Annotated in this window: 18 protein-coding genes; 8 read left to right on the forward strand and 10 right to left on the reverse strand. The window is 39.7% G+C overall.

Going from position 1 to position 24,086, the window contains the following annotated elements:
* Positions 1-56: 56 nt before the first annotated feature.
* On the forward strand, positions 57-560 hold the full coding sequence (locus SAE01_RS13690; RefSeq protein WP_147204332.1) for an OsmC family protein: 504 nt from the start codon (positions 57-59) through the stop codon (positions 558-560).
* Between the two features lie 83 nt (positions 561-643).
* On the opposite strand, the gene SAE01_RS13695 is transcribed toward SAE01_RS13690, so the two are convergent.
* Positions 644-1,651 (reverse strand): bestrophin family protein, encoded by a 1,008-nt coding sequence (locus SAE01_RS13695; protein WP_147204333.1) that lies wholly within the window; start codon positions 1,649-1,651, stop codon positions 644-646.
* Positions 1,652-2,018: 367 nt separating this feature from the next.
* Between SAE01_RS13695 and SAE01_RS13700 the strand changes: the two genes are divergently transcribed.
* Positions 2,019-4,334, forward strand: coding sequence for a TonB-dependent receptor (locus SAE01_RS13700; protein WP_147204334.1), 2,316 nt, complete (start codon positions 2,019-2,021; stop codon positions 4,332-4,334).
* 5 nt (positions 4,335-4,339) lie between these two features.
* Positions 4,340-5,281, forward strand: a complete 942-nt coding sequence (locus SAE01_RS13705; protein WP_147204335.1) for a DUF4249 domain-containing protein — start codon at positions 4,340-4,342, stop codon at positions 5,279-5,281.
* Between the two features lie 80 nt (positions 5,282-5,361).
* Here SAE01_RS13705 and SAE01_RS13710 read toward each other — a convergent pair whose 3' ends face one another.
* Entirely contained in the window at positions 5,362-6,471 is a 1,110-nt protein-coding gene (locus SAE01_RS13710) for a transglutaminase domain-containing protein (protein WP_147204336.1), read from the reverse strand.
* 614 nt (positions 6,472-7,085) lie between these two features.
* A complete protein-coding gene (locus tag SAE01_RS13715) occupies positions 7,086-7,460 on the reverse strand; it encodes an SWIB/MDM2 domain-containing protein (protein WP_147204337.1) in 375 nt (124 codons plus the stop codon).
* Between the two features lie 517 nt (positions 7,461-7,977).
* Here SAE01_RS13715 and SAE01_RS13720 point away from each other — a divergent pair.
* Genes SAE01_RS13720 through SAE01_RS13730 form a run of 3 tightly spaced genes read left to right on the forward strand, consistent with a single transcriptional unit; the run spans position 7,978 to position 12,620 of the window.
* Positions 7,978-10,767: an outer membrane beta-barrel protein gene (locus tag SAE01_RS13720; RefSeq protein ID WP_147204338.1), complete on the forward strand. Its 2,790-nt coding sequence runs from the start codon at positions 7,978-7,980 to the stop codon at positions 10,765-10,767.
* Positions 10,768-10,773: 6 nt separating this feature from the next.
* A complete protein-coding gene (locus tag SAE01_RS13725; RefSeq protein WP_147204339.1) occupies positions 10,774-11,529 on the forward strand; it encodes a GLPGLI family protein in 756 nt (251 codons plus the stop codon).
* Between the two features lie 23 nt (positions 11,530-11,552).
* A complete protein-coding gene (locus SAE01_RS13730; protein ID WP_147204340.1) occupies positions 11,553-12,620 on the forward strand; it encodes an alpha/beta hydrolase in 1,068 nt (355 codons plus the stop codon).
* A gap of 38 nt (positions 12,621-12,658) precedes the next feature.
* On the opposite strand, the gene SAE01_RS13735 is transcribed toward SAE01_RS13730, so the two are convergent.
* The 4 genes from SAE01_RS13735 to SAE01_RS13750 all read right to left on the reverse strand — a co-directional run bounded on the left by SAE01_RS13735 (position 12,659) and on the right by SAE01_RS13750 (position 17,106).
* Entirely contained in the window at positions 12,659-13,780 is a 1,122-nt protein-coding gene (locus SAE01_RS13735) for a sialidase family protein (protein WP_147204341.1), read from the reverse strand.
* A 100-nt stretch (positions 13,781-13,880) separates the two neighbouring features.
* Positions 13,881-14,678, reverse strand: a complete 798-nt coding sequence (locus tag SAE01_RS13740) for a 3-keto-disaccharide hydrolase (protein WP_246113239.1) — start codon at positions 14,676-14,678, stop codon at positions 13,881-13,883.
* A 293-nt stretch (positions 14,679-14,971) separates the two neighbouring features.
* Positions 14,972-16,528 (reverse strand): outer membrane beta-barrel protein, encoded by a 1,557-nt coding sequence (locus SAE01_RS13745; RefSeq protein WP_147204342.1) that lies wholly within the window; start codon positions 16,526-16,528, stop codon positions 14,972-14,974.
* Positions 16,529-16,530: 2 nt separating this feature from the next.
* Positions 16,531-17,106 carry an RNA polymerase sigma factor gene (locus SAE01_RS13750; RefSeq protein ID WP_147204343.1) on the reverse strand — a complete coding sequence of 192 codons (576 nt, stop codon included), beginning with the start codon at positions 17,104-17,106 and terminating at the stop codon, positions 16,531-16,533.
* A 655-nt stretch (positions 17,107-17,761) separates the two neighbouring features.
* Here SAE01_RS13750 and SAE01_RS13755 point away from each other — a divergent pair.
* Positions 17,762-18,562: a hypothetical protein gene (locus tag SAE01_RS13755; protein ID WP_147204344.1), complete on the forward strand. Its 801-nt coding sequence runs from the start codon at positions 17,762-17,764 to the stop codon at positions 18,560-18,562.
* A 45-nt stretch (positions 18,563-18,607) separates the two neighbouring features.
* Positions 18,608-21,370, forward strand: a complete 2,763-nt coding sequence (locus SAE01_RS13760) for a CHAT domain-containing protein (protein WP_147204345.1) — start codon at positions 18,608-18,610, stop codon at positions 21,368-21,370.
* Between the two features lie 56 nt (positions 21,371-21,426).
* Here SAE01_RS13760 and SAE01_RS13765 read toward each other — a convergent pair whose 3' ends face one another.
* From SAE01_RS13765 to SAE01_RS13775, 3 genes are all read right to left on the reverse strand, one after another.
* Positions 21,427-22,299, reverse strand: a complete 873-nt coding sequence (locus SAE01_RS13765; protein ID WP_147204346.1) for a DUF4382 domain-containing protein — start codon at positions 22,297-22,299, stop codon at positions 21,427-21,429.
* Positions 22,300-22,448: 149 nt separating this feature from the next.
* Positions 22,449-23,210, reverse strand: coding sequence for an anti-sigma factor (locus SAE01_RS13770; protein WP_147204347.1), 762 nt, complete (start codon positions 23,208-23,210; stop codon positions 22,449-22,451).
* Entirely contained in the window at positions 23,203-23,811 is a 609-nt protein-coding gene (locus SAE01_RS13775) for an RNA polymerase sigma factor (protein WP_147204348.1), read from the reverse strand. Before SAE01_RS13775 ends, SAE01_RS13770 begins: the two co-directional genes overlap by 8 nt.
* Between the last annotated feature and the right edge of the window lie 275 nt (positions 23,812-24,086).

Consider the following 24,086-nt stretch of genomic DNA (forward strand, 5'->3'; position numbering starts at 1 on the left):
AATCTTACTATAACTCCTCTTAAAGTTTATTTTTGAGAATATTCTAATTACCTCATATGTCGAAGCAACACAACTACTATTTGCAAGTAACCTGGTCGGGAAACACAGGCCGAGGTACTGAGACTTATCGTTCTTATGAGCGTAGTCATATTGTAACTGTAGAAGGAAAACCTCCTTTAGAGTGTTCATCTGATGCAGCTTTCCGCGGAGACAAAACGAAATACACGCCTGAAGAATTATTAGTCGCATCGCTGTCAAGCTGCCACATGCTTTGGTTTCTACATCTATGTTCAGATGCGGGAATTGTTGTGACAGGCTACTTCGACAGAGCAACTGGTGTTATGGTTGAAACGGAGGATGGAGGTGGTCATTTTACAGAGGTGAAACTTTATCCAAACGTAACTGTTGCTGAAGAGTCTATGGTGGCTAAAGCAAACGAGTTGCATAAAAAAGCAAACGAATTGTGCTTCATTGCGAGGTCTGTAAACTTTCCTGTACTTCATCTTCCAACGTGCAAAGCGCAATTGTTAGAAGAAGCGAAAAGTGGGAACGAATTTTAAAAGATTGAGTGAGTCTTTTAGAAAAAATTGCATCCAAAAGATCTAAACTGAGCTTTACAGCAAGTGTTCAAATAGTCTCGCCATTACATAATAATCCTGTTTACCGGTACAACTTTTTCAGGAATTTCTTTTTCACCCAGCATTTCTTTGAGATCAATTTCTATTGTTCTGCAAATGGAAGTCATGGGAATATCATTCACACTATTTTCAAAAGGATTTTCGCTTTTATCACCAATAACTTCCATTACATGAAAAAGCCACGAAATAACCACGGCTAAGGGGATGGTGGTCCAAACGAAAGAAGGCCCGAGTTTGTTAAGCTCTCCTACCAGTCCAAACGGCAGAACAAGTGCAAGTATCCAAACAAACACTTCACTAAAAAAAGCATATTGCCTTGGAAAAGGGTAATTCTTAATACGTTCGCATGCGCCTTGCTGATCGTATAATTCCTTTATTATTTTGCCGATCTCAACATGTTTGTAGTTTGTTACACAACCTTTTTCAAACAAATAATTTAGGTGCTCGCTTTGCTTGCGCAATATATGTGTAACGGTATTGCTTTTATCATTCAGGTATTGGGCTTCGTCGTCGTGCAAGAACTGCTTTATTTCTTTTAATAGGTTCTGGTTAACAAAAGGCGTATCCCTGGCCACGATATTCATAAAAGGATCATTTCCATCATCACCCCAAACCTTCCGGCTTCTCAGCTGTATCCGCAATCCATTAATAAAAGCAAAGTGCCTGTAAATGATGATTCTTTTATGCTCTTCGAGGCTGTTATAATCCAGCTCTTCTGCAGGTTGAATATAATCGAGCACGTACACGCCGAAAGCCCTGCTTAAATTCACAATACTTCCCCATATTTTGCGAGCCTCCCACAAACGTTCGTAAGATGAGTTGTTTTTAAATCCTACATAAAAGGCAACGGCAGTACCTATTAAACCAATCGGAGTGAAAGGAATTCCGAGCCAGGTAAAGCCAGCCAATTCATAAAGGCAGGTTATGGCGGAAGAATAAATAAAGAAAAAAAGTAACGGCTTCCATGCAAAAAGGAAGAGAAGTTTAAATGATAGGTTTCGTGCAACGTACATCGGCTACTGGTTAAATATTTTTAAAAGCTTTTTGAGCAATGCAAAAAGAAAGCCTCACATCAAGGGTCCCTCCTTTATCGCTAAATATTATAATACGTCCTACTTGTGCTTCCGCTTATATCTATTTAGGCAGAAGATGTTAGCTGTCTATTGCTATTCTTCAAAACAAATAGATCAGCAAAAAGGTTATAACTACCAGCAAGCCGAAACTTTTAAAGGTGCCTTCGTTTTGCCGTTTATACAATTTAGAAGTTGCGTAACAGGTGCCGTGGGGTCTTTACTCTACTTTTGCGCCGGTTACAAAAAAACACATTTATTGGGTTGATCACAGTCTTGTGTAAGGACAAAAAATTAAAAAATCGAAACATTGCGAAGCATTTTACTCTTCATATTTTTTTCTCTTCCTGCTATCCTGCTTGCGCAGGACAAGTACACGATTAGCGGAACTATTACATCAGCAAAAACCGGCGAAACCCTTATTGGTGCTTCAGTTAGGATTAAAAGTTCTAGTACGGGCACTACCAGTAACGAATACGGTTTCTATTCCCTATCACTTCAGAAAGGGAGCTATACTATTGAGTTTAGTGCAATCGGTTTGGGACTAAAATCGCAGCAGGTGGAGTTGAACCGAAACCTAACCATCAACATATCTCTGGAAGAAGAAACAAGGGAACTGGAAACTGTGGTTGTAAAAACTACAGGAAGGCGAAGCATTACTAATCCGCAGATGGGGATGGAGCGGCTAACGATGGCTGAAACCAAAAACATTCCGATGTTGTTTGGAGAAAGAGATGTTTTAAAAACAATACAGCTCTTACCAGGTATCAAATCTGCCGGCGAGGGAAGCAGCGGATTTTACGTTCGCGGCGGTGCCGCTGATCAAAATCTTATTATGCTAGATGAAGCAACGGTTTACAATGCTTCCCACCTGCTTGGCTTCTTCTCTACTTTCAATTCTGATGCTATAAAAGACGTTACTGTTTACAAAGGTGGAATGCCTGCCCAATACGGCGGCCGTTTATCTTCTGTACTTGACATCAGGATGAATGAAGGAAATAACCAGGACTACGATGTAAGTGGTGGCATTGGATTGATTTCAACAAAACTAAATGTCGAGGGACCTATTCAAAAAGGTAAATCATCTTTTCTGGCATCGGGAAGGCGTACCTACGTCGACATGTTTCTTAAGCTATCAAAAGACTCTGCCATCAATAAAAACCAGCTTTACTTCTATGATCTGAATACAAAACTCAACTACCAGCTGGGCAAAAAAGATCGTCTATACTTATCGGGTTACTTTGGTAGAGATAAGTTGGGGGTAGGTGAAACATTTGCACTTCAATGGGGTAATGGCACCGGCACTGTAAGATGGAACCACATCTTTAGCAGTAAGCTGTTTTCGAACACATCATTTATTTACAGCAACTACGATTATAAAATTACCATCCGCAGCGGTAGCAACGATTTTGACATCTTTTCTCAGATAAGGGATGTTAATCTTAAGCAGGAGTTCCAGTGGTATGCGGGCAGTCGTAACACGCTTCGTTTCGGTGCTAATGCGATCTATCATACCATTCGGCCCGGTGAGATTACTGCAACATCAACTTCCTACATAAACACTTCTAACCGGCAGAGAAGGTATTCTATGGAAAATGCTATTTATGCCTCAAATACCTTCAAAGCTTCAGATAAGGTAAACCTTACTTACGGAGCGCGCCTCACTGGCTTCAGCGTACTAGGTAAAGGTGATTACTTTGCCCTGGATACAGCAGGAAATGTAATTGACACCTTCAGTTACAAAAGCGGCGAGATTGTAAAAACTTATCTTAACCTCGAGCCTCGCGTTGCTCTAAGCTATGTATTCAATCCCTCTGTTTCGATTAAGGCTTCTTATGTTAGAAATGTTCAAAACCTTCACCTGGTCTCCAACTCAACTACAGGCTCTCCTACCGACAAATGGGTAGCGAGCACCAACATTATTAAACCCGAGGTTTCTGACCAGGTTTCGTTGGGATGGTATAAAAATCTTTCTCAAAACAAATACGAGCTGACCGTTGAGGCATATTATAAGACAATGCAAAACCAGGTTGATTACAGAACCGGCGCCAACGTTTTTATCAACAGCGATGCGATAGAATCTCAATTACTTTTTGGCAAGGGACGAGCCTACGGAATAGAATGGCTTTTGCGCAAGCAGACAGGAAAACTTTCGGGATGGTTCAGCTATACCCTTTCGAAAACTGAACGCAAAATTGATGGTATCAACAACAATAATTGGTACAACGCAAGGCAAGACCGTACGCACGACGTCGCTATCGTAGGTTCTTATCAACTCAATAAAAAGTGGAACTTCTCCGCCAACTGGATTTACTATACAGGTGATGCCGTCACTTTTCCTGCAGGTAAATATCGGGTAGACAACCAGGTTATTTTCTACTACACCGAACGCAATGGCTATCGTATGCCCAGTTATCACCGGCTCGATCTTGGCGCTACTTTGCAACTTAAAAAGCGGAAGAAATACACTTCCGAGCTAGCCTTTAGTTTATACAATGCTTATGGTCGAGAGAACGCCTATACCATCGCTTTCCGTGAAAGCAAAGATGATCCGCAAAAAACAGAAGCCGTTAGAACTGCTTTGTTTAAGTACATCCCATCCGTTTCATACAACTTCAAATTCTAGTAGTAATGCAATCCTCATATAAAACTTACTCTTCTTTTTTTATTGGCCCGCTTCGGCGCTTTCTTCGGCTTCCGTTGTGTCACTCACTTGTACGGCAACAATTTTATTCAACAAGAAACAGCGGCAAATTTTCTGCATCCAAGGCAGCAGTCGTCCTATTAATAACGCTTTCGTCAATAGCCGTTACCGGTTGTCAAAAGGTGATCGATGTAGACTTAAATACAGCAGAGAAAAAATACGTAGTTGAGGCAGTAATTACTGACCAGCCAAACTCCTGTAAAGTATTACTTACTCAAACAAAAAACTTTGACGAAAACAATGCTTTCAATGGGGTAAGCGGAGCCAGTATAACCATTTCAGACAATAACGCTGCCCCCGTAACACTTACCGAAACAAGCGCAGGAGTGTATGAAGCATCCGGACTTAAAGGCCTTTCTGGTCATACCTATCGCATGACAATTATTGCCGGTGGCCAAACTTTTAGGGCCACTTCGACAATGCCTGTCTTTGTACCTTTTGATAGCTTGTACATTAGCGAGCGGACCTTCTTCGATAAATCAAACAAATATGCAACAGTATCTTATACAGATCCAGCCGGAAGAGGAAACGCATACCGGTACATACAGTACGTAAACGGGATAAAAGAAAAAACGATTTTTGTAAGAGACGATGATTTAACCGATGGCCGTAAAATAGAGAGGATCTTATTTTTCTTTGCGGACGACGACGAAGAAGAGAAAAAGAAATTAAAAACCAACGACGTTGTAAGAGTTGAAATGTTAGGAATTGACTACCCGATTTATAAGTATTGGTATAGCCTATCACAAAGTTCAACAGGTGAAAATCAAAGCGCTACTCCAGGCAATCCTGTAACCAATATTGAAGGTGGAGCTTTAGGCTATTTTAGTGCACATACCCTACAAAGTAAAACTATTGTAGTACCCTAAGCGCTGCCACACCTTATGCCATTAATCATAATTTGGTTGTAAATGATTAAAAGTAAGCTGTCGTAAAAATACCAAGCAGCCTAGCGCGTAGTTCTGCTTGTTTGCAAGTACCTTTTTAAAAAGATATTCTCCTCTTCGACCCTATTATAAAATCTTAAAAGAGCACCATTAATACCTTCCAGCGCGCGCTTGTTATCGTCGGTATCTGCAACTACAGGTTGAAGCATTGTGTAAGCACTTTTAATATAAAGCAACACGCTATCAATCATTTGTTGAATTTCTTTGTTGCTTTTGATTCCATTAAATCTCGAGTTTTTGTAGTCGATATAACGGTTAAATAAAGCCGTCCCGGTATTGAACGCAGAGACAGCCCCTTCGAATCCAAGCTTCGACTCACCATAACTTTGATTCTTATTTAGCAGCTGAACCATGTCGTAAACGAGCCGGTTCTTTTCACCATTTTTATTAATCCTCCTCGTAATGCCGGCAAATTGGTTCAAACTGTCTAACGAGTTGTGATGAATAAGTGTATCGGCATAATTAAAAAAAGGCTTGGTAGTATTTATAGAAACATTGCTGTTATTAAACTCGTCGTAGGTAACCGGGTAGTTCAACAACTGATTCATAGGATCAAAAGGCATATGATCCTTAATCATCTGTTCAGGAAGAAGTTTATAATAGCGGTTAGAGAAGCTTCGTGAGAACCTGTAATCCTTCACACTTCCTGCTGCCCACGTGGGGTCGAAGAAATACCACTTATTGTTTACCTCTGCCGCTACCCACGCATGGGAGAGTTCAGAAATAGAGCCGTTTGGTTCTTTTGTATAGCCTCCAACCAACATCGATTTTATATTGCACTCCTTCAACAGCGCAACCAGTAACTCTGAATATCCCTGGCATATAGCCATTCTTGTTTGCAGAACTTGGGCAACAGTAGTTCTTTCCGTAAGGTTTCTAGTGCGCACTTTCTCAACGTCGTAATTGACATTATTTGCAACCCAAACAAAAAGCGCCCGAACCCTTTCTGAGTCGGACGAGAAATGGCTTTTAACGTAAGAACTTATTCCATTCGTAGAGTAAGTATCCGGTTGAGGAATTTCCAATGCCATCTTATCCTGCGCAGAAAATTGTGCATGGCTGTTAGAAGCAAATAAAATTAAAATAGCTACTGTTATAAATACCCTTTTCATAATAATCCTGTCATTACTTACAGCAGAAGTTTATAATTTCAGACTGTTTTAGCCGTGGACCTTTTTGTGCATCAAATTGTTCAAAGCTCTTTCGTAAAAGTATAAACCTCCATCTTACGAGAATCATAAAACGTACAATTTGACAAATAAATTTTATGGGGATGTTAGACGATTTTAAGAATCGAGCTTCTAAAGCTTTAAGAGCTACTCTTCTTAGGAATTTATTTTATAGCCTTGAAGCATCTCTCTTTTAATTTCATGGAGAATATTTCGCGGGTCTCTCCCTCGATTTGCATGCACAGTAAGCATTGTTGTTGTAGAAATCAAATGGTGATACTGCTACAGTATAGGTTCGGTTAAGCTGTATATCCAGAGGGAATGTAGCTAAGGGAATAATTCAAAGTGGCGGTGTAATAATTACACGCGAAGAAGTGCACCAAGATCGGGATGCTAAGAGGTTGGAAGAAAAAGTCATTATTCACGCAAAGCTTTACCAATAAAAACTTTGCGTGAGATTAATGTTCTTACTCATACAGTCTACTTTAAGCCTCTACCAAAAACTTTGAAGTTTTCGAATAACAGCGCTAAAAACAGTAAAAGTAGAATTGAAGTAATTACTTCTTTACGTGGTTGTTTACCACTTTAGCTAATTCAAACATTGAAACCTGGTCTTTACCATCAAAAACCACTTTTAGGTCTTTGTCTGCATTGATCATTCTCCTGTTTTCCTTATCCTGAAGGTCGTTTGCTTTAATATAATCCCAGATTTTCTTGATTATTTGAGTTCTTGGCAACGGTTCTTTACCTACAATCTTAGCCAGGTCAGCGCTAACATTTAGGGGAGCCATTATTCCTGAGTTTGCTTTTCCATCAGGAGTTTTTCCCGATGTTTTTTGTGCAGCTTTTTTAGGAGCTGGCTTTGCGGCTTTTTTCGGAGCTGGTGCTTCAGCTTTTTTTGTTGGTGTCTCTTTTGCAGTTGCCTTTGCCATAAAGTTTTAATTTAAGTTTTAGTGATGCAGGTAATTTAATTGCCTTATTTATGCCACTTGCGGTGGTTTATAAAGCATCAAGATAAATAATTGTTTATCAACTTCTTTTATTAAAAAAATAATACCACGATCCCTTTCAAGTCAAGATTACGGAAGACTTCCTTTCTTTCAAAATTTATCCCCCCAATTAAAAGGCTAAAAAGATGCCCTTGCTGGCGTTTTTTCTTCCGCAATTCAACGTTAATTGAAGGGTAACAAATACCGCAGCAATATAAGAGTATCGCGCGTAATAGTTAAATTATGTAATCTAAAGTGGAAAAATCCTTTCCTCATGCATGTCTTATACCTATGTGTGCAGATAGTGGCCAATATAAGTTCGCCTTAAAAGAGCTTTTTTATTTATAACAGGCTTACCAAACATGGAGTATAAAAGCCGCTTGTACTTTTTTAACATATTTTGTGATACGACATTAACTGCTTGAATTGATAACAGTTATATTGCTCTTAATTAACTGTTATGCCAAAACTACTCCTGCTATCGCTCGTCTGCATTTTACTTTCCGTGACGGCCATTGCCCAAAATGCAACCATCACCGGAACTATTGAGGATACTATTAATCGTAAAACACTTCCTCAAACTAATATCTCACTTTTAAGGGCTAAAGACTCTATTTTAATTGATGTCATCAGGAGCGACAGCAAGGGTGATTTCAGAATACCCAAACTAAATAAGGGACAATACATTCTTCTTTTTACATATCCTACCTATGCCGACTACCTCGAAAAGGTTAGCGTTGAGGAAAATGAAAACAAAGTGCTGGGAAAAATAATGCTTACGCTTAAGTCTAAGATCCTGGAAGAAGTGCTTGTGAAATCGAAGGTTGCGGCGATGCGAATGAGAGGCGACACAACAGAATATGTTGCAGATAGTTTTAAAGTAAGAGAAGGTGCATCGGTTGAAGAGATGCTACGCAAGCTACCCGGACTTCAGGTTGATAAAGATGGTAAGATTACGGCGCAGGGAGAAGAGGTTAAAAAAATATTAGTAGACGGAGAAGAGTTTTTTGGGAATGATCCTACTATGGCAACAAAAAATCTTCAGGCTAATACTATAAACAAGGTTCAGGTCTACGACAAAAAAAGTGACCAGGCTGTTTTCTCAGGCATCGATGACGGGCAAAAGACTAAAACGATTAACCTGACAATGAAAGACAATTTCAAAAAGGGTTACTTCGGCAAGTTGGAACTGGCCGGCGGATTCAACAACCGATGGAATAACACGCTAATGCTAAACTCTTTCCGGGCAAAAAGAAAACTATCTGTCTATGGCATTATGAGCAGTACCGGGAAAACGGGACTTGATTGGGGTGAACAGGAAAAATTTGGTGAGGGCTTAGATATGCAGATGAGTGATGACGGAGGAATATACATCGATGGCGGCGGCCGTGATGAATTTAGCCAGTCTTCTTTTCGCGGGCAGGGCATCCCAAGAAGTTGGAGCACCGGTATTAACTACGGTAACAAGTTTAACGACGATAAGCAAACTATAAATGGTAGTTATCGCTACAACAAGATTCTTAATGAAGGCTCGTCAAATACTTTCTCTCAATTTATCTTGCCCGATACCCTGTTTTATCAAAGAGAAAACAACGATTTCGTTAGCAACAAACAAAGAAATTCAGCCAACGGAACTTTGGATGTGCAGATTGACAGTTTTACCTCTGTAAAAATTAAAGCAAACGGCTATAATGGTACTGAAAGCTCAGCCAGCACTAACCTGTCACAATCTATCAACAAGGCGGGCAATCTTGTAAATACGAGTAACCGATCAATTGTTTCAAAGGGTACTAACAACAGCTTTAACAGCAATATGATTTTTAGAAGACGGTTTAAAAAGATTGGCAGAACAGTTTCACTAAGCCTGATCGAAGAATATTTACAAACCAAGACTACTGGCTTTCTAAATTCATCAAATGACTTTTACGATAAAAATCAATCGATCATCAACAGAAACAATGTTGACCAGATGAAGATGTATGACGTAAACACGCTTACTACATCAGGCCGACTTGTTTACACAGAGCCGGTTGTCAAAAACTTATTCATAGAGTTCAATTATGGTTTGAGGTTAAATAATAGTGAATCGAAAAAGCTGTCTTACGATAAAAACAACACGGGTAAGTATGAAGCTTTAAACGACACATTTAGCAATAACTATAATTACAAGATACTTACCAATAGCGGCGGTATGGCCTGGAGATTCAATAGCAAAAAACTGAATGCAGGTATCGGAAGTGATATTGCTGTAGCAGACTTCACGCAGGAAGATGTACTAAGAAAAACGACTACCAGGTACAGTTATACAAACCTTTTCCCCCGGTCGAATATCAACTATAAATTCAACACAAACAGCGGTATCTATTTTTCTTACAATGGCAATTCACAACAGCCGACTATTCAACAGATACAACCTATCCGGGACAACACCAATACTTTAAACATTTTTGCAGGGAATCCTAACCTAAAGCAATCGTTTCAAAACAGGTTTAATTTAAGCTACAACTCTTATAAAGTACTATCTCAGCAGAACATTTACCTGTATGGATCTTTCAACACTATATCCAATGCAATTACCACGAATCAATACACCGCTACCTCCGGTGATAGTATTGGCAAAACAGTGTACCAGTACATCAATGTGAACGGTAACTACAATGGAAACATTTTTGGAGGATTTTCCTTCAAATGGAAAAAACCTGATATCAGGATCAATGCTGGTATAAACCTTAATGCGAATAGAAATAATAATATCGTAAATAAGATAAACAACGTGACCGATAATGAAAGCTATGGTGTACGCTTAGGCTTTAGTAAATATGTAGAAAAGAAATTCAGTTTCTATCTTAGCTCAAATGTGTCGTACAACACTTCCAAGTCTTCTATCAGACGCGATGTGAAGACGAATTATATCACGCAAAACCACTCCTTCAATTTTAACTACCAACTACCGTTTAAGTTTGAAATCAATACCGATATCAATGCTGATTTAAGACAAAAAACAAGCACTTTCGATAACAACAATAATGTGATTGTATGGAATGCTTTTATCGGAAGAAAGCTTTTCAAAAACGACAAGGGCTTGATAAGTATAAGGGGTAATGACTTGCTTGATCAGAATAAAGGTTTCAGCCGCTATATCGGTTCAAACGTGATCACTGAGAATTCTTACACCAGCTTAAGAAGATATTTTATGTTGAATTTTACCTGGAACTTCACTAAATCCCCCGGAGGTGCACCCGTTAAATAAATTTGTATGAAAACGTTTTACCTGATCGTATCCTTATTAGCTTCAACTGTGTCGGTAAAGGCGCAGCAGATATTTATTGAGAAAGGAAAGATAGAATTCGAAAGAACTATCAACATTCTGAAACGTCTCGAAGACGATATGGATGGGGAGGATAATTCGTTCTACGAAGCACTGAAAAAGCAATTGCCGCCTTCAAAATCAACCTACTTTAATCTTTACTTCGACCATGATAAAACCTTGTACGAGCCCGGCCGCGAAGTAGAGGCAGTAAAAAAAGTTCCTGAGTGGTTAGCAGGTCCTGCAGAGGACAACGTTGTTTATAGCGATTTGGCATCACAATCTTTTAGCAGTTTAAAGAATGTCTTTGAAACTTCTTACAACATCCAGGATAGCCTTCGAAAAGCCGAATGGAAGATTACGTCGGATACCCGGACCATAGCCGGCTTTGAATGCAGAAAAGCAACTACCATTATTATGGACTCTGTTTTTGTGTTTGCTTTTTATACAGATCAGATAGTTACCCGTGGAGGACCCGAGTCTTTTTCAGGACTACCCGGAATGATACTAGGGCTTGCTATCCCCCGTATGCACACTACCTGGTTTGCAACAAAACTCATTACTTCTGATCCTAAAATAAGCGCAATTGCTCCTCCTAAAAAAGGTAAGAAAACAAACCTAACTACTCTTAAGACCACTTTGTATAATTCAATGAAGCAGTGGGGTAAATACGGTCAAAGAAATACATGGAGCATAATGATTTAAAGTGTTGATTAACTTTAAGCTCTATGAAGCTTGTTCTTTACATATCAACACTGGTTCTTTTTACTGGAGCATTCGGTCAGGCAAGGCACCAGTCAAAATCACTTGAGAATTTTCCCGTTGAAAAAATTTCAAGTGATTTTAGAAAATTACTTGAAAGGCCTGCTGTTAATTTCAATCCTTCCTTTCAATCTTTTAGCACTGATTCTGTCGTAATCGAAAAAGGGTTCATTTATACTGAAAAGACAGAAAAAGTACCGATCCTCATTTACAAACCAACTACCGCCGGCGTAAAGAAATTTCCAGTCGTCATCTGTCTGCATGGCACGGGAGGGACTAAGGATGAAGCTAGCATTACAAACTTGCTATATAGGCTCTCCAAGATTGGGATAATGGGTGTTGCCATTGATGCAAGGTATCACGGTGAAAGAATTAAAGGTGGTGCCAATAACTCGAAGCAATATGTAGAAGCCATCACAAAGGCCTGGGAAAATTCTGGTTCCCACCAACAACATCCCTTCTTTTACGATACTGTGTATGATTTGTGGAAGTTGACCGATTACCTGGTAACAAGGCCGGATGTCGAAGCAAGCCGAATCGGTATGATGGGAATTTCAATGGGAGGAATTGAAACCTGGATGGCAGCGTCTGTTGATAAAAGGATAAAAGTTGCAGTACCTGTTATTGCGGCCCAGAGTTTCAGATGGTCGTTAGAAAATAACAAATGGCAAGGCCGCGCAAATACGATTGCAGAGGTACACAAACAAGCCGCACGTGATCTTGGAGACAGCACCGTAAAAAAAGAAAATGTACAACTGGTGTGGCAAAAATTAGTTCCGGGGATTACAGGAGAGTTTGATTGTCCATCGATGATCCGCCTCTTTGCTCCACGTCCGCTCCTACTTCTAAGTAACGAAAAAGATCAGAACTGCCCGTTAGAAGGAGCTAGGCTTGCGTTTAAATCCGCAACAAAAGCGTACAAGGCAAAGGGTGCACTGAATAGATTGGCTATACATATCACCCTCAAAGAGCCACATCGATTTTTGCCGGAACATGCCGACATGACGATCGCATGGTTTAAAAAGTGGCTTTGATTATCACAATCTCGACATTTTCCAACATCTGCAACAGTCTACAATTCAACTACTGATGCACGAATTTGTCTGTCGTTTTCCCACACGCAAAGTACATGTTCATTATTCAAAGCTTTTACTAAGGGTAAGCTTCCTTTACCTAGATTCTTTTTTACTCCTGCAGAGTTCATTAAAATCACATCACCATTTAAACCCCACGCGTAGACTTTTTTGCCATTTACAGTCTCAATAGTACAGCCACGACCTTCACCAATTTCTTTCTCGGGCATACCTACAGCGGAAGCAAAAATTTTCCCTTCACGTCGCCACACTGTTTCGACCGTTCCGTCTTTACTTATGGCAAGTCCACCACCATCCATCGGGCAACCCTTCAATTTCCAGGTCCCGTCACCTAATTTCTGCGAATGTTCAAAAGACTTTCCACCATTTGAGGATGAAACGACATATAAATCACGGCTACCATGTAGCCAGTTTCGAAACATAACATATACAAGATTGTCTTTTACAACAACAGACGGTTTACAACACTCGCAGACAGTACTATCAGGAGACGCGTAGACTACAATATTTCTACTCCAGGTCTTGCCGCCATCGTTGGATTTCGCACCGTACACGCTCTGACCTTTAGGATTTTTTACGCCAAGCCATACCGCAAACACACTTTCGCCATCTGCACTTAGCCCCATCAAAGCTTCTTTTGCAGACTCATCCACATCATTCACTTTGGTTGCTTTCGACCATTTTCCCGAGGCCGTCTTATGATAAGAAAAAATATTTCCATTGCTCGAGCATGCGGTTACTGTAACACCATCACTCGAGGCAGCTATCTGAGGTCCGCGCATAGCCGAAGCAAACAGGTTAGGCAGAACAGCAATTAGCGAAGCACCGCTAAAGCTTCTTCCATCTTCAGAAGAGAGGTACATAATGCTATCACCGGTTCCGTAAACAATATGGATAGTATTGTTTTTATCTTTTACCAGGTTCGGCATTTTTCCTTCTGCAACAACTACAGTGTCTGCCGCCTTCTCTTTGCCATTAATACTTGCCAAAACAAAAACCGCGACAAGTATAAAACCTAACGTCTTTAGCATACCTGTTTTAATAAATTTGAAATTTGTGTCAGCAGGGTTAACCTTAGTCAACATCGTTGTGTCACTCACTTGTACCTGTAGATATTCTACTCAACATTCTTATAGCCACCGGTAAAAAGGATGTCATTTTGCTTCAAACTAAGCCGGCTTTTAATCTACTGAAGTCAGTTTATAACTTTCTTATCATCACATTGCGAAATGCTACTTCATGGCCATGATCCTGGAAAGCAATTTTTCCTTTTGGAGTAGTTGCAAAATTTGGCCAGCCTTTGAACTTGCTGTTTTCAACAAGACTCTTCCACTCGTCGCTGCCAAGCTGAACCTCGCATGTTTTAATTCCGTTGAAATAAAGGGTCAGGTGACCGTTCTTCTGAACAATTCTTGCTTCATTCCACTCTCCTACCGGCTTAGGTTTTGAAAGATCAGCAGTACCTTTTAAGTCATATAGTAGTCCAGCCAAATGGTTCGCCTTTTTGTTGTCAGATGCTTTTATGTTATCAAGCACCTGCATTTCCAAGCCAGTATTGTACGTATTTGAAAACTTAGGATCTTCTTTAATGTCGAAAATAATGCCGCTGTTTCCTTCTTCAGTGATTCGCCATTCTGTCGAAAACTCAAAATTCTCAAACTCCTGGTCAGTTACAATATCTCCGCCGGCACCCCTGGTTCTTGCTTTTGGATCAAGCATAATCGAGCCGTTTACAACTTTCCATATTGTTGGTACCGTGTTTTTATTGTACCCATGCCAACCACTTGTAGTCTGTCCGTCGAACAACAACACCCATCCATCTTTCTTTTCTTTACTCGTCAAAGTGTTTGGCTCCTTATTCACTTCATGGTTAACGGAAGCCTGTTTAGAAGATCCGCATCCGGAAAGAATACTTGCTGCAATACAAATGGAAGCAATGGTAGATTTCAACATAAATAGTTTGATTTTAATCTTAGAAATTGCTTGTAATTTATGCATTTAAGCCTTTAGAACAGCCAGTTTATTTCGCAATAAATTTAGAGGAACTTTCAACAGTCATCGGGTGGCGATGCTCCAAAAGGTCGATGGGAAGTTGCTCCTTGCCGAAGACTTTTTTCTTATGAAGTTTACTGCGGCGTAGAAATAAAAAAAGTACAAGAGTGCGACGCAAGAGAGTTTAATAGCAGCACAATGTTGAGTACATACTAGCATACAAACTAACGGCTCTCTAAAAGGGAGAGTACCCAAGCCGACAAAAAAGAGGTTAGGTAAATAAGTATCGATAATGCTACTTAAAAGTTAATTCTTAACCCCCCAACCAGCCCGAACGAACTGAGGTAGGTTTTAACTGGCGCATCTTTATTGATGGCAGACAAAGCAATTCGGCTGGTGGGCGTAAAACTAAGCGCGAGAGTCTTATTTAAACTATAGTCAACACCAAGGCTAACTAAGCCACTGAAGTAAGAATTATTTAAACCCTCAATGTGGTCTATACTCGCTTTTTCGTTTCCGGCTGATCCGGCAATTTCAGTTTCAATCTTTCCTTTGGTTAAGAAGTTAGCTGCAACCCCCAACCCTGGTGATAAGCTTAGTTTTCCTTTACTAAACACGTATTTTACAGCCAACGGAACGCTCACGTAGTTGAGGGTATTGGTAGAAGACAAAGCGATTACGCTGTCTCCCGAAGCTGGAGCATTACCACGACGTAAGGTGACGAAAGAATAGCCTGATGAACAATTAAAACGATAGTTGATATTGCCACGGGGATCAGGACGTGCAAAAATTGTCTTTGGCTGAATGTTGGTGGTCATGGTCGAAAAAGAAATCCCGGATTGTAAGCTCCATCGGCTGTCTAAGTTGTAGTCCACCAATACACCAATGCTTGAAGTTTTTGAGATTTCCTCCTTGTTCTTTATTTCGTTTCGGTCATCTTCTCTAAACCAACGTTGTCCGTTGTCAATCCTGGTATTAACAAAATCAGCGGAATAATACGGAGTAATAGAAAACGTAAATCTATGATCACCTTTTACCTTGCTGTTCTTTGCCAGAACCAGTGGCTCGGCTGTGGGTATCTTATTGTTTTCGCTGGCGCTTTTTAAAATATTCTCAAGTAACGGGTCGGGTGATTGTATTTGTAAATCTTTTGGGCGTTCTGTGGCTGTAGCCAAATCTCCCACGGGCTTTAGCGTACTGGCCCCTGCATTTTGTGTTCCCTTTGAATTATCCGCGGCAGAAAAATTGGCCGCTTTACTGTTCATAGTAGATACTGCATTTCTTTCTTTAGATCCTTTGTAGACAACAAGAGCTTCTTCTGTTTTCCTGGCAGTCTTTACCCGCTTTCCTGAAAGTTTCACTGTTTGTGTGGAGTTGCCGTCTTCAACTTTTTGTTCAGCACCCGGCAAACCTACTTTCTCCGTTGCTGTTTGTTTACCAGCTTTTGCTACGGTTTCATTGGAGTCAACTGTTGTATGTGCGCTATCAATTCTTGTTGTAGGAACAGGCTCTTCAATAACTTCTTTCTCCAATGGCTTAGCATCGCTTATACCGGTTTTCGGAAAAGCCTTGTTATTTCCTCCATTCCTTTCAGCCATTTTTTTCCTGCTAATCGTTTTTGCAAGCTCTTTGTTCCTAAGCCTTGTTTGTACTGTGTACATAGCCAATCCAGCAGAAAAAATGAGTAAGGCAGCGGCGGCCCACTTTAGCTTTCTATATTTTTTTGAAATAGAAACAACGTTCTTTTTGTCGAGGTTTTTATCGATGTTCTCCCAAACATTTGTTGAAGGCTCCTCCTCGTGTCCCGCTATCGCCTTCCTAAATAAATGATCTATATTATGTAGATTTTCATCCATGCTTAATTAAATTTTACTTGTGGAGATTGTAAGCTTTTATTAACAGCCTTTTGCAAAATGGTTCTTGCGTCAGAAAGATTTGATTTAGACGTGCCTTCCGAAATACCTAAGAGATCAGCAATTTCCCGGTGTTTCATTCCCTCAAAAACATACAGGTTAAAAACCATTTTATATGAAGGCGGCAACTGTTGTACCATGTTGAGTAATTCCTTTGTGCCGATTTTCGAAATGATGTCTTCGTTTTCTCCGTACTCTGCTGTCACCGATTCAATATCTATAACCGGCCTCAGACTTCCTTTACTCCTGTATTTCTGCAACGCACAATTCACCATAATCTTCCGCATCCATCCTTCAAAAGACCCGGCGAATTTATACTGGTGCAAAAACTCAAACACCTTCATAAAGCCTTCCTGCAAAATTTCTTCCGCCTCTTCACGCGTCTTCGAATATCGCAGACAAACCACAAACATTTTCTGACAATATAAATTATACAACCTGCTTTGTGATTGCCGTTCACCTTTCAGGCACGCCTCTATCAACTGCTCTGTTTGCTTAAATATTTTAGGTTCTTCTGTCATTGATGCACTAAAAGGGAAAAAGGGTTGGGTTCAATTAAGTTTTTTAACAAAGGCAGATTGCTCCGTTTATTGGCTTCCTGTTATGGCAGATGACTAAGAAAATGTTTCAACAGCTTCTATTTTTTGGATGGATGTCCGCCATTAACAAATGGTTGGGTTTACTGTTAATTATTTTTAAAATAGTTTTTGTTATAAGCATCAAAGCTTCTGTCAACATTCTTGCGACGCTCCGTTGTAACGGTAACTTTTCATGGAAGCATCGAAACATAAAGTTTATTACACCTCAAATTTTAATAAGATTTTGTTAAGGAAAATGTCAAAAGAGATAAACAGAAAAAATTCTGCGACAAAAAGAAAACAGCCCTTTTTATGTTCAAACCTTCGGGCCACTCGGAACCTCTCAAATTGAAATTAAAACCAATAAGAAAACGGGGAAACGGTCTTTTTTTGGCAAATTTTATTGGTTGCTAGAAGGCGACTGGAGGTTGTAATACAGTAGTCGCTTTCGCGTTTATAGAAAGTTTTAACCCTTTATTTTTTTATAGATCAGACTTATTAGATACTATTACCGTTTGCAGGAATGTTCGTAGAAAAATTTTCTTTTTCCAGGTTACATCTACGCATCCGGCGTTTACTAATGGTATAGCACAAGGTTATGAAAAATACAATTCGTCTTCTAGGTTTGTTTATAATGAATGCATGCCTCTTTTCATGCAGTAAAAACACTATCGAAAACAATACAACTAACTCCGCTGGTTCCCAGTCCATTTACACTGATTCTGTTTTTTACGTAAAAGGGACCGCTGATTTTTTTGTGTCTCCTGCGCAACCTCGTGCAGGCACTTATTTTTCTTTTCCTGATGGACTTGCTTTAAATGAAACCACCGGCGTGATCAATGTAAACAAGAGTGATGCAGGTTTAAAATATCGGGTCTCATTTGTAGAAACAGGAAAAAAGGATACCCTCACTAATTTCATTACGATTTCCGGCATCAATTATTTAGATGGATTTTATAACCTTGCCAAAGGAGACTCCATTCTTAAACCGGTCTATAATGCTGATAAAAATGCAGCTGTTCCCGGCATTAACAACGGAACTACATTCGACGTCGATCTTGCACTAAATAGCCAGGGATGCAAAGTGAATGCAACAAGTGCAGAAATAAACCTGGCGCAAACTGTAAGAAATGGGGTATTTGGTGGCACGCCGTCCAATAACGATCGCCACGAATTTGAGATGACTTACCGCATTAACGATAACAGCTCTTTGGCTACAAATAGGTTGAAAGTAAAGCTCTACTTTTTTAACTCGATGAGCGAGGTAACACCAGAAGCTTTCGACATCATAGCATCAAGGCAAGGAACGATCATCGGGCCGGGAAATACAACACCCGCACCCCTTGCATTGAAAGCAGCAAAACCCCGCCCTCCCTGTATTTTTATTGTTGGCCGCTAAAGTTTCAGTTGTTTGTACTTTCCGCCATTTAACTTTATCCGAGCAATGGCGAGACAAGGACTACTTCTTATTTTATTACTGCTGGTTGTCACTATTCCACGGGGACAGAAAAAGCCGAAACAGGCTGACTATAAAAGCATTTATCATTACGCCGAAGAATTATACAGATCAGGCAGCGCTACCAGCACAAGCGATAGTCTTGCCATTGTAGCTTACCACCGGGTAGTTCAAATACTTTCGGCGCTTCCTGAAAACGATACCATTTTGTTCGATAGCTACGTAAAGGCAGCTATTCTTGAAATGACTTATCGCCGCGACACCGCTGCTCTACTTCATTTTGCAGCTTCCATAAATGTAGTAAAACAAAAGAGCCATTTGCCGGACTCTTTGCTGTTTCAACCTTACTTGTATGCAGGCAGTATTCATTACTCGCTTTTCAATTTCGACTCCTCGTTATATTATTACCGGCAGGCAGAAAACATCGTAAACAAGTATCCTTCCATTGCCGAATCTGAAAGGCTGTACAATAAGCTGGGCGTATTATTTTTCGAAACAGGAGATTATAGAAAGAGCATCGTCTATTTCGAAAAAGCACTATCGATAGTTGAAGCGCAAAGCCCAGCAGATATTTCTTTCATTGTTAACTATAAAAACAACATCGCTTCAGCACTCCGAAAGCTGAGGCGTTACCCTGAAGCTTTAAACATTTACAAGAGCTTAATCACTTTTGGCTATAATGTAGAAGAGCTTCATCACAATATTGGCGTTTGTTATTTAGACGCAGGAGATGCAAAACAGGCAATAAAATTTCTTGGACGGGTGGAGTATAGTAACGAGGTTAAATACAATGATTTGGCATCCGCTTATATCCAATTAAATAAACTCGATTCTGCTACTTATTTTTTACAGAAAGCTTTTGATGTTTATCAAAAAACTTCATCTAACCAAAAGACTAAAGACTATGGCATTACCTTGAAATACGAGGGTGATTTGCTCATGGCGAAGCATCTTCCGAAGCAGGCGCTGCAAAAATATCATTCTTCGATTATCCAGCTTGATCCTGACTTTAATGATCCTGTTGCTGAACACAATCCTGCTAGTTTTTATGGATTGCACAATTCTTTTCTTTTGTTCAATACGATAAAAGCAAAAGCAGACGCTTTTGCGCAGCTCTTTGCACAGACAAAGGATAAGCAACAATTAAGTAGTGCCCTGGATACTTATTCATCTGCACTTGCACTAGCTAACCATGTGGAGAAGATGTACCGCTCGGATGAATCGAAATTATTTCTAGAGCAAAATGTAAGCGTCGCATATAAAGAAGCTGTGAAAACGGCCATTCAATTATTTGAACTTACTAAAGATCGACTCTACTTAAAAAAAGCTTTCAACATTGCAGAAAACAGTAAAGCATCCGTATTACAAACAGATCTGCATGACCTGGAGTTGAATAACATAATTGGACTACCCCCAAAATTAATAAGAGACCAAAACCAGCTAAAAGCAAATATTTCAAAACTTAATTTTCAGATTAGTCAAACGACTGATACAATTGCGATTGAAAAGCTGCAAAATGACCTGCGGGACCTGGAAATACAGTTCTCGAGACTGCAGGACAAATTAGATAACGAACCCGCATATTACCAGTTGAAGTTCACCAATAAAGAAGTGAATATTGACACGCTGCAACAAAAGGTTTTGGCAAAAGATGAAGCGCTCATTTCATACTACTATTATGGCAACCAGTTACTCTGTTTTTATATAACAAGGGAAGACTTTGGTTACGCCGGTTCTAATACCACGAAAAACTTGTTCGACAATATCGTCTCACTAAGGCGACAGTTGAATGGGTTAGAAACAACAGACAAAAAACTAGTCCTCAATGTTTCAACGGATCTCTATAATAATATTCTACGGCCGGTTCTGCCTCACATCAGTGGCAAGAAACGTTTACTGGTGATTCCTTATAACGAGTTAAGCTATATTCCGTTTGAGGCCCTTGCACCGACAGATAATGAGCGTCCTTTACTCTACAAATTCGCTGTCAGCTACAACTACTCAGCAAACTTCCTGTCGACCAACGACAATGAAAAGAGTAAATATGAAACGTTGGCAATAGCTCCGTTTACATTAGATAGTAGAAATGAAAGTTTGCCGCGGCTTAGTCATTCTCTGCAAGAGGTAGCAGGATTAAAAGGAAAAATCTTAATAGACAAAGAAGCTACGAAACAACAGTTTTTAAAATTTTACGATCAGTTTCCTGTTATTCATCTGGCGACACATGCAAGAGCAAATGACTCCGTTCCACTTCAATCTTATATAGAATTCTTTGCCACAAAACCTTTAAACGATACTTCACACCGTTTATACGAACCAGAGATTTATCACCTGGATATGAAGAAGACGCAGCTTGTAATCTTAAGTGCCTGTGAAACAGGTAGCGGACAGTTGATCAATGAAGAAGGAATTATCAGCCTGTCAAGGGCGTTCTCTTATGCCGGATGCAAAAGCGTAATTACCTCTTTATGGAAAGCTGATGATGCTGCCACCGCTTTTATTATTAATAGGGTGCATCATTACCTACAGAAAGGTCTCCCAAAAAACGAGGCTTTGCAAAAGGCAAAAATCGATTACCTGGAGAACAACGAAATAGATGCAAGATTTAAAACGCCCGATTATTGGGCGCACCTGGTTCTTATTGGCAACGATGAGCCTATAGCAAGGGGCTATTATACTTTTTACCTTGTAATAGCAATTACAATCATTATCGTCTCAGTTATGGTTGTAAGAAAAAGCCGTACAAAATAATTTATACGGCTTTTTTCATTTGAGGGAATTTCATGGGCATCTTCAAAAACTTTTTTTTACTTGCGCAGTGTGATAGTACCCACGTGACTATCTTCTTTAGTTTTTACAGTAATGTTCGAAAGCACTGCATCAGCATAACTGTTAGTAGTTGAGTGTACGATCAGTTTGTATGTACCCGCTTTAAGTCCTATTATTTTAAATTCACCTTCACGCCCAGGCTTTGCAGTCGCAGTATCGGTTCCGCTTATTGCAGTTACAATTGCTCTGGCATCCAGCGGCGCCACACGACCTTCTATGCTTCCTGCCTTTTCTCTGGAAAAAGCATTGATACCAGGCTCGAACTCAAATTGGTTTCCAGACCTTCTTATTGATCGGCCAGCGTCTATATCAAGCCAGATTTTTACGTTATCAATATTCTTTTGTTCAATTCTTTCATCTTCGAGGTTAATTATAACCGTATTCTTTTTCAACTTCAATGCAACAGTTGCCCCGTTTAAAACAGCGGTGTTGTTATTTCCCAGCGTAATTCTTACTTTTTTTAATGTGCGTGCAGATTGAAATGATCCTGTTGAGATTAAAGTATCCAGGCCATTACGAAACTTGAGAATGTCTACTACCCTCGCGCTACTGCTTAAGGTCATCCAGCCTCCGGAAGTACTTCCACTATCATCATCACTTCCATTGCCACTCCCACTTCCCCCATGGTGCTCAATTTCGGTTTCATCGTCATCTTCTGCCTTGACTTCAATTTTTTGTATATCTACAAAAACGTTATCAAAAACGACCGAAGGATCATCGGTAATAAAAAGGCTGATTGATTTAGAGCCACCACTAGACTCCAATGCATTTTTCTGACAACCAACCGAAAGAGTTCCAAGTAGGATTGTTACTACGAATGCTTTTACAAAATGAGCTGTTTGACTTTTCATGTTTAATGATTTTTTGTTTTTTAAGTGCACTGATTATTTTTAGAGGCGCTTCATATATTAGTAAACACAGCCTTTAAATATGTAACCAATAATTTAAAAAAATCTCCGGTGGTATTGCCGGAGATTTTAAATAATGGAAACAGGAGAAATTATTTCCTTGAAAGAAGTTTCACTTTGAATAAAAAAAGAGCGCTTACCTTATCGTGATATAAGTGTTGCTTATCGTCGTGGATTTTAGTTAGAATGGGAAGTGCTTTTGCTGCTTGGTTGTTTTGCAGGTAAGCCATCGCTAAATAATACTCGCTATCATCTTCCAATATGTGACTACCTGCCTGAAAGTTTTTCTGTTGCAGCAATGTAAAAGATTGAATAGCGGCGGGAGCATTGCGCTGAGCGAGGTATGCGTTTCCCGCGTAAAAGTAGTCGGTTAAAGAAGGTTGCCTGATTGTTAGAAAGGTATCAATGATTTGCTGGTTTAAATGCTGTTTATACAGCTGCTCCAGGTTAGAAGCTTTGGTTTCTCCCCTTACTTCTCGAAGGCTATATTCCTGGTAATTTGATTCGAATAATTTACCGGAAGAAAGGCTGGAGTATTGGTAAGTAAAAAATCCGCCTACGACAACAATAAAAATTGCCGCAATGCTGAAAGCTTTTCTAAGCATAGAGACAACAGGTGCTGAGCGCTTGTCCCCGCCTGCAAATTCTTTCATCATTTCATTGTGGATGTTTCCAACCTGTTGCCTCAATGCGTAGCTCCTAACAGCAACTTGAGTATTCCGCAAATTTTCTAGTTCCTGCTTAAGGGATGGATCTTTTGAAACTTTAGCTTCCAGATCAACCAAATCAGTACCCTCAAGCTCCCCATCTAAATATCGAATTAAAAGGTCGGTATTAGTATCATTGTTATTCATACGATAAAATTGATTTAAGATTGTTCGCAAGGCCAGGTTTTGAAACAAGCATCTGTTCAAGCTGCTTTAAACATTTGTATTTTTTATTTCTTACCACTTGTTCATTTTCGTATTCCGACTGCTGAAGGATTTCCTTCATGCTTAAATTTTCGTAATAAAATGCCACTAAAATTTTCTTACAAGTATCTCCCAAATCACCGACAAGTTGCATTAACTGATTGCGCATTTCCCTGTTGACCATATACCTGCTTATATCTTCGTCGACTGTGCTTCTGGCCTTTTCAAATTTTTCATCACGTAGCATTGACCTTCCTCTCTTCTTTAATTCATTTAACCATAGATTTCGCATTATCGCAAGAAGGAATGTACCAATTGAACTTTCTCCCCTAAATTTTTCAAGCCTGACAAGTTCAATAAAAGACACTATGACCTCCTGGAAAATATCTTGTGCGTCCTGCTCATTGCCGCTATTTTGGCTTACGTAGACGAGCGTTTTTTTATAGTTGGACCTGTACAAATACGCGATGATTGCATTTGCGTCCCTGCCTTCACGCAACGTTTCTATCACTTCCAAGTCTGAGAATTGTCTTCCTCGTTCCATTGATTCTTATATTAGTAAACAGCAAGATTGATAATGTAACCCTCAACTTAGCAATATTTACAAAGGTCATTCATTGCATACTAATTATTGAAACGAAGCTGTGCAACTTGAGCTAATTAGTTGAAGCAACTCATATACCTATTTATGACCTCTTTAAGAGGAACTCTTCGCGATATCGCCTTTCTTACGAGGTTGTTGCGACAGTGACATAGCCGATACTATATAACTATAGTTCGCTAACCGTCAACAGTTCTTGCATAAGGGACATCAGCCGG

Origin of the sequence: Segetibacter aerophilus, from assembly GCF_007991655.1 — a bacterium.
GTDB lineage: Bacteria > Bacteroidota > Bacteroidia > Chitinophagales > Chitinophagaceae > Segetibacter > Segetibacter aerophilus.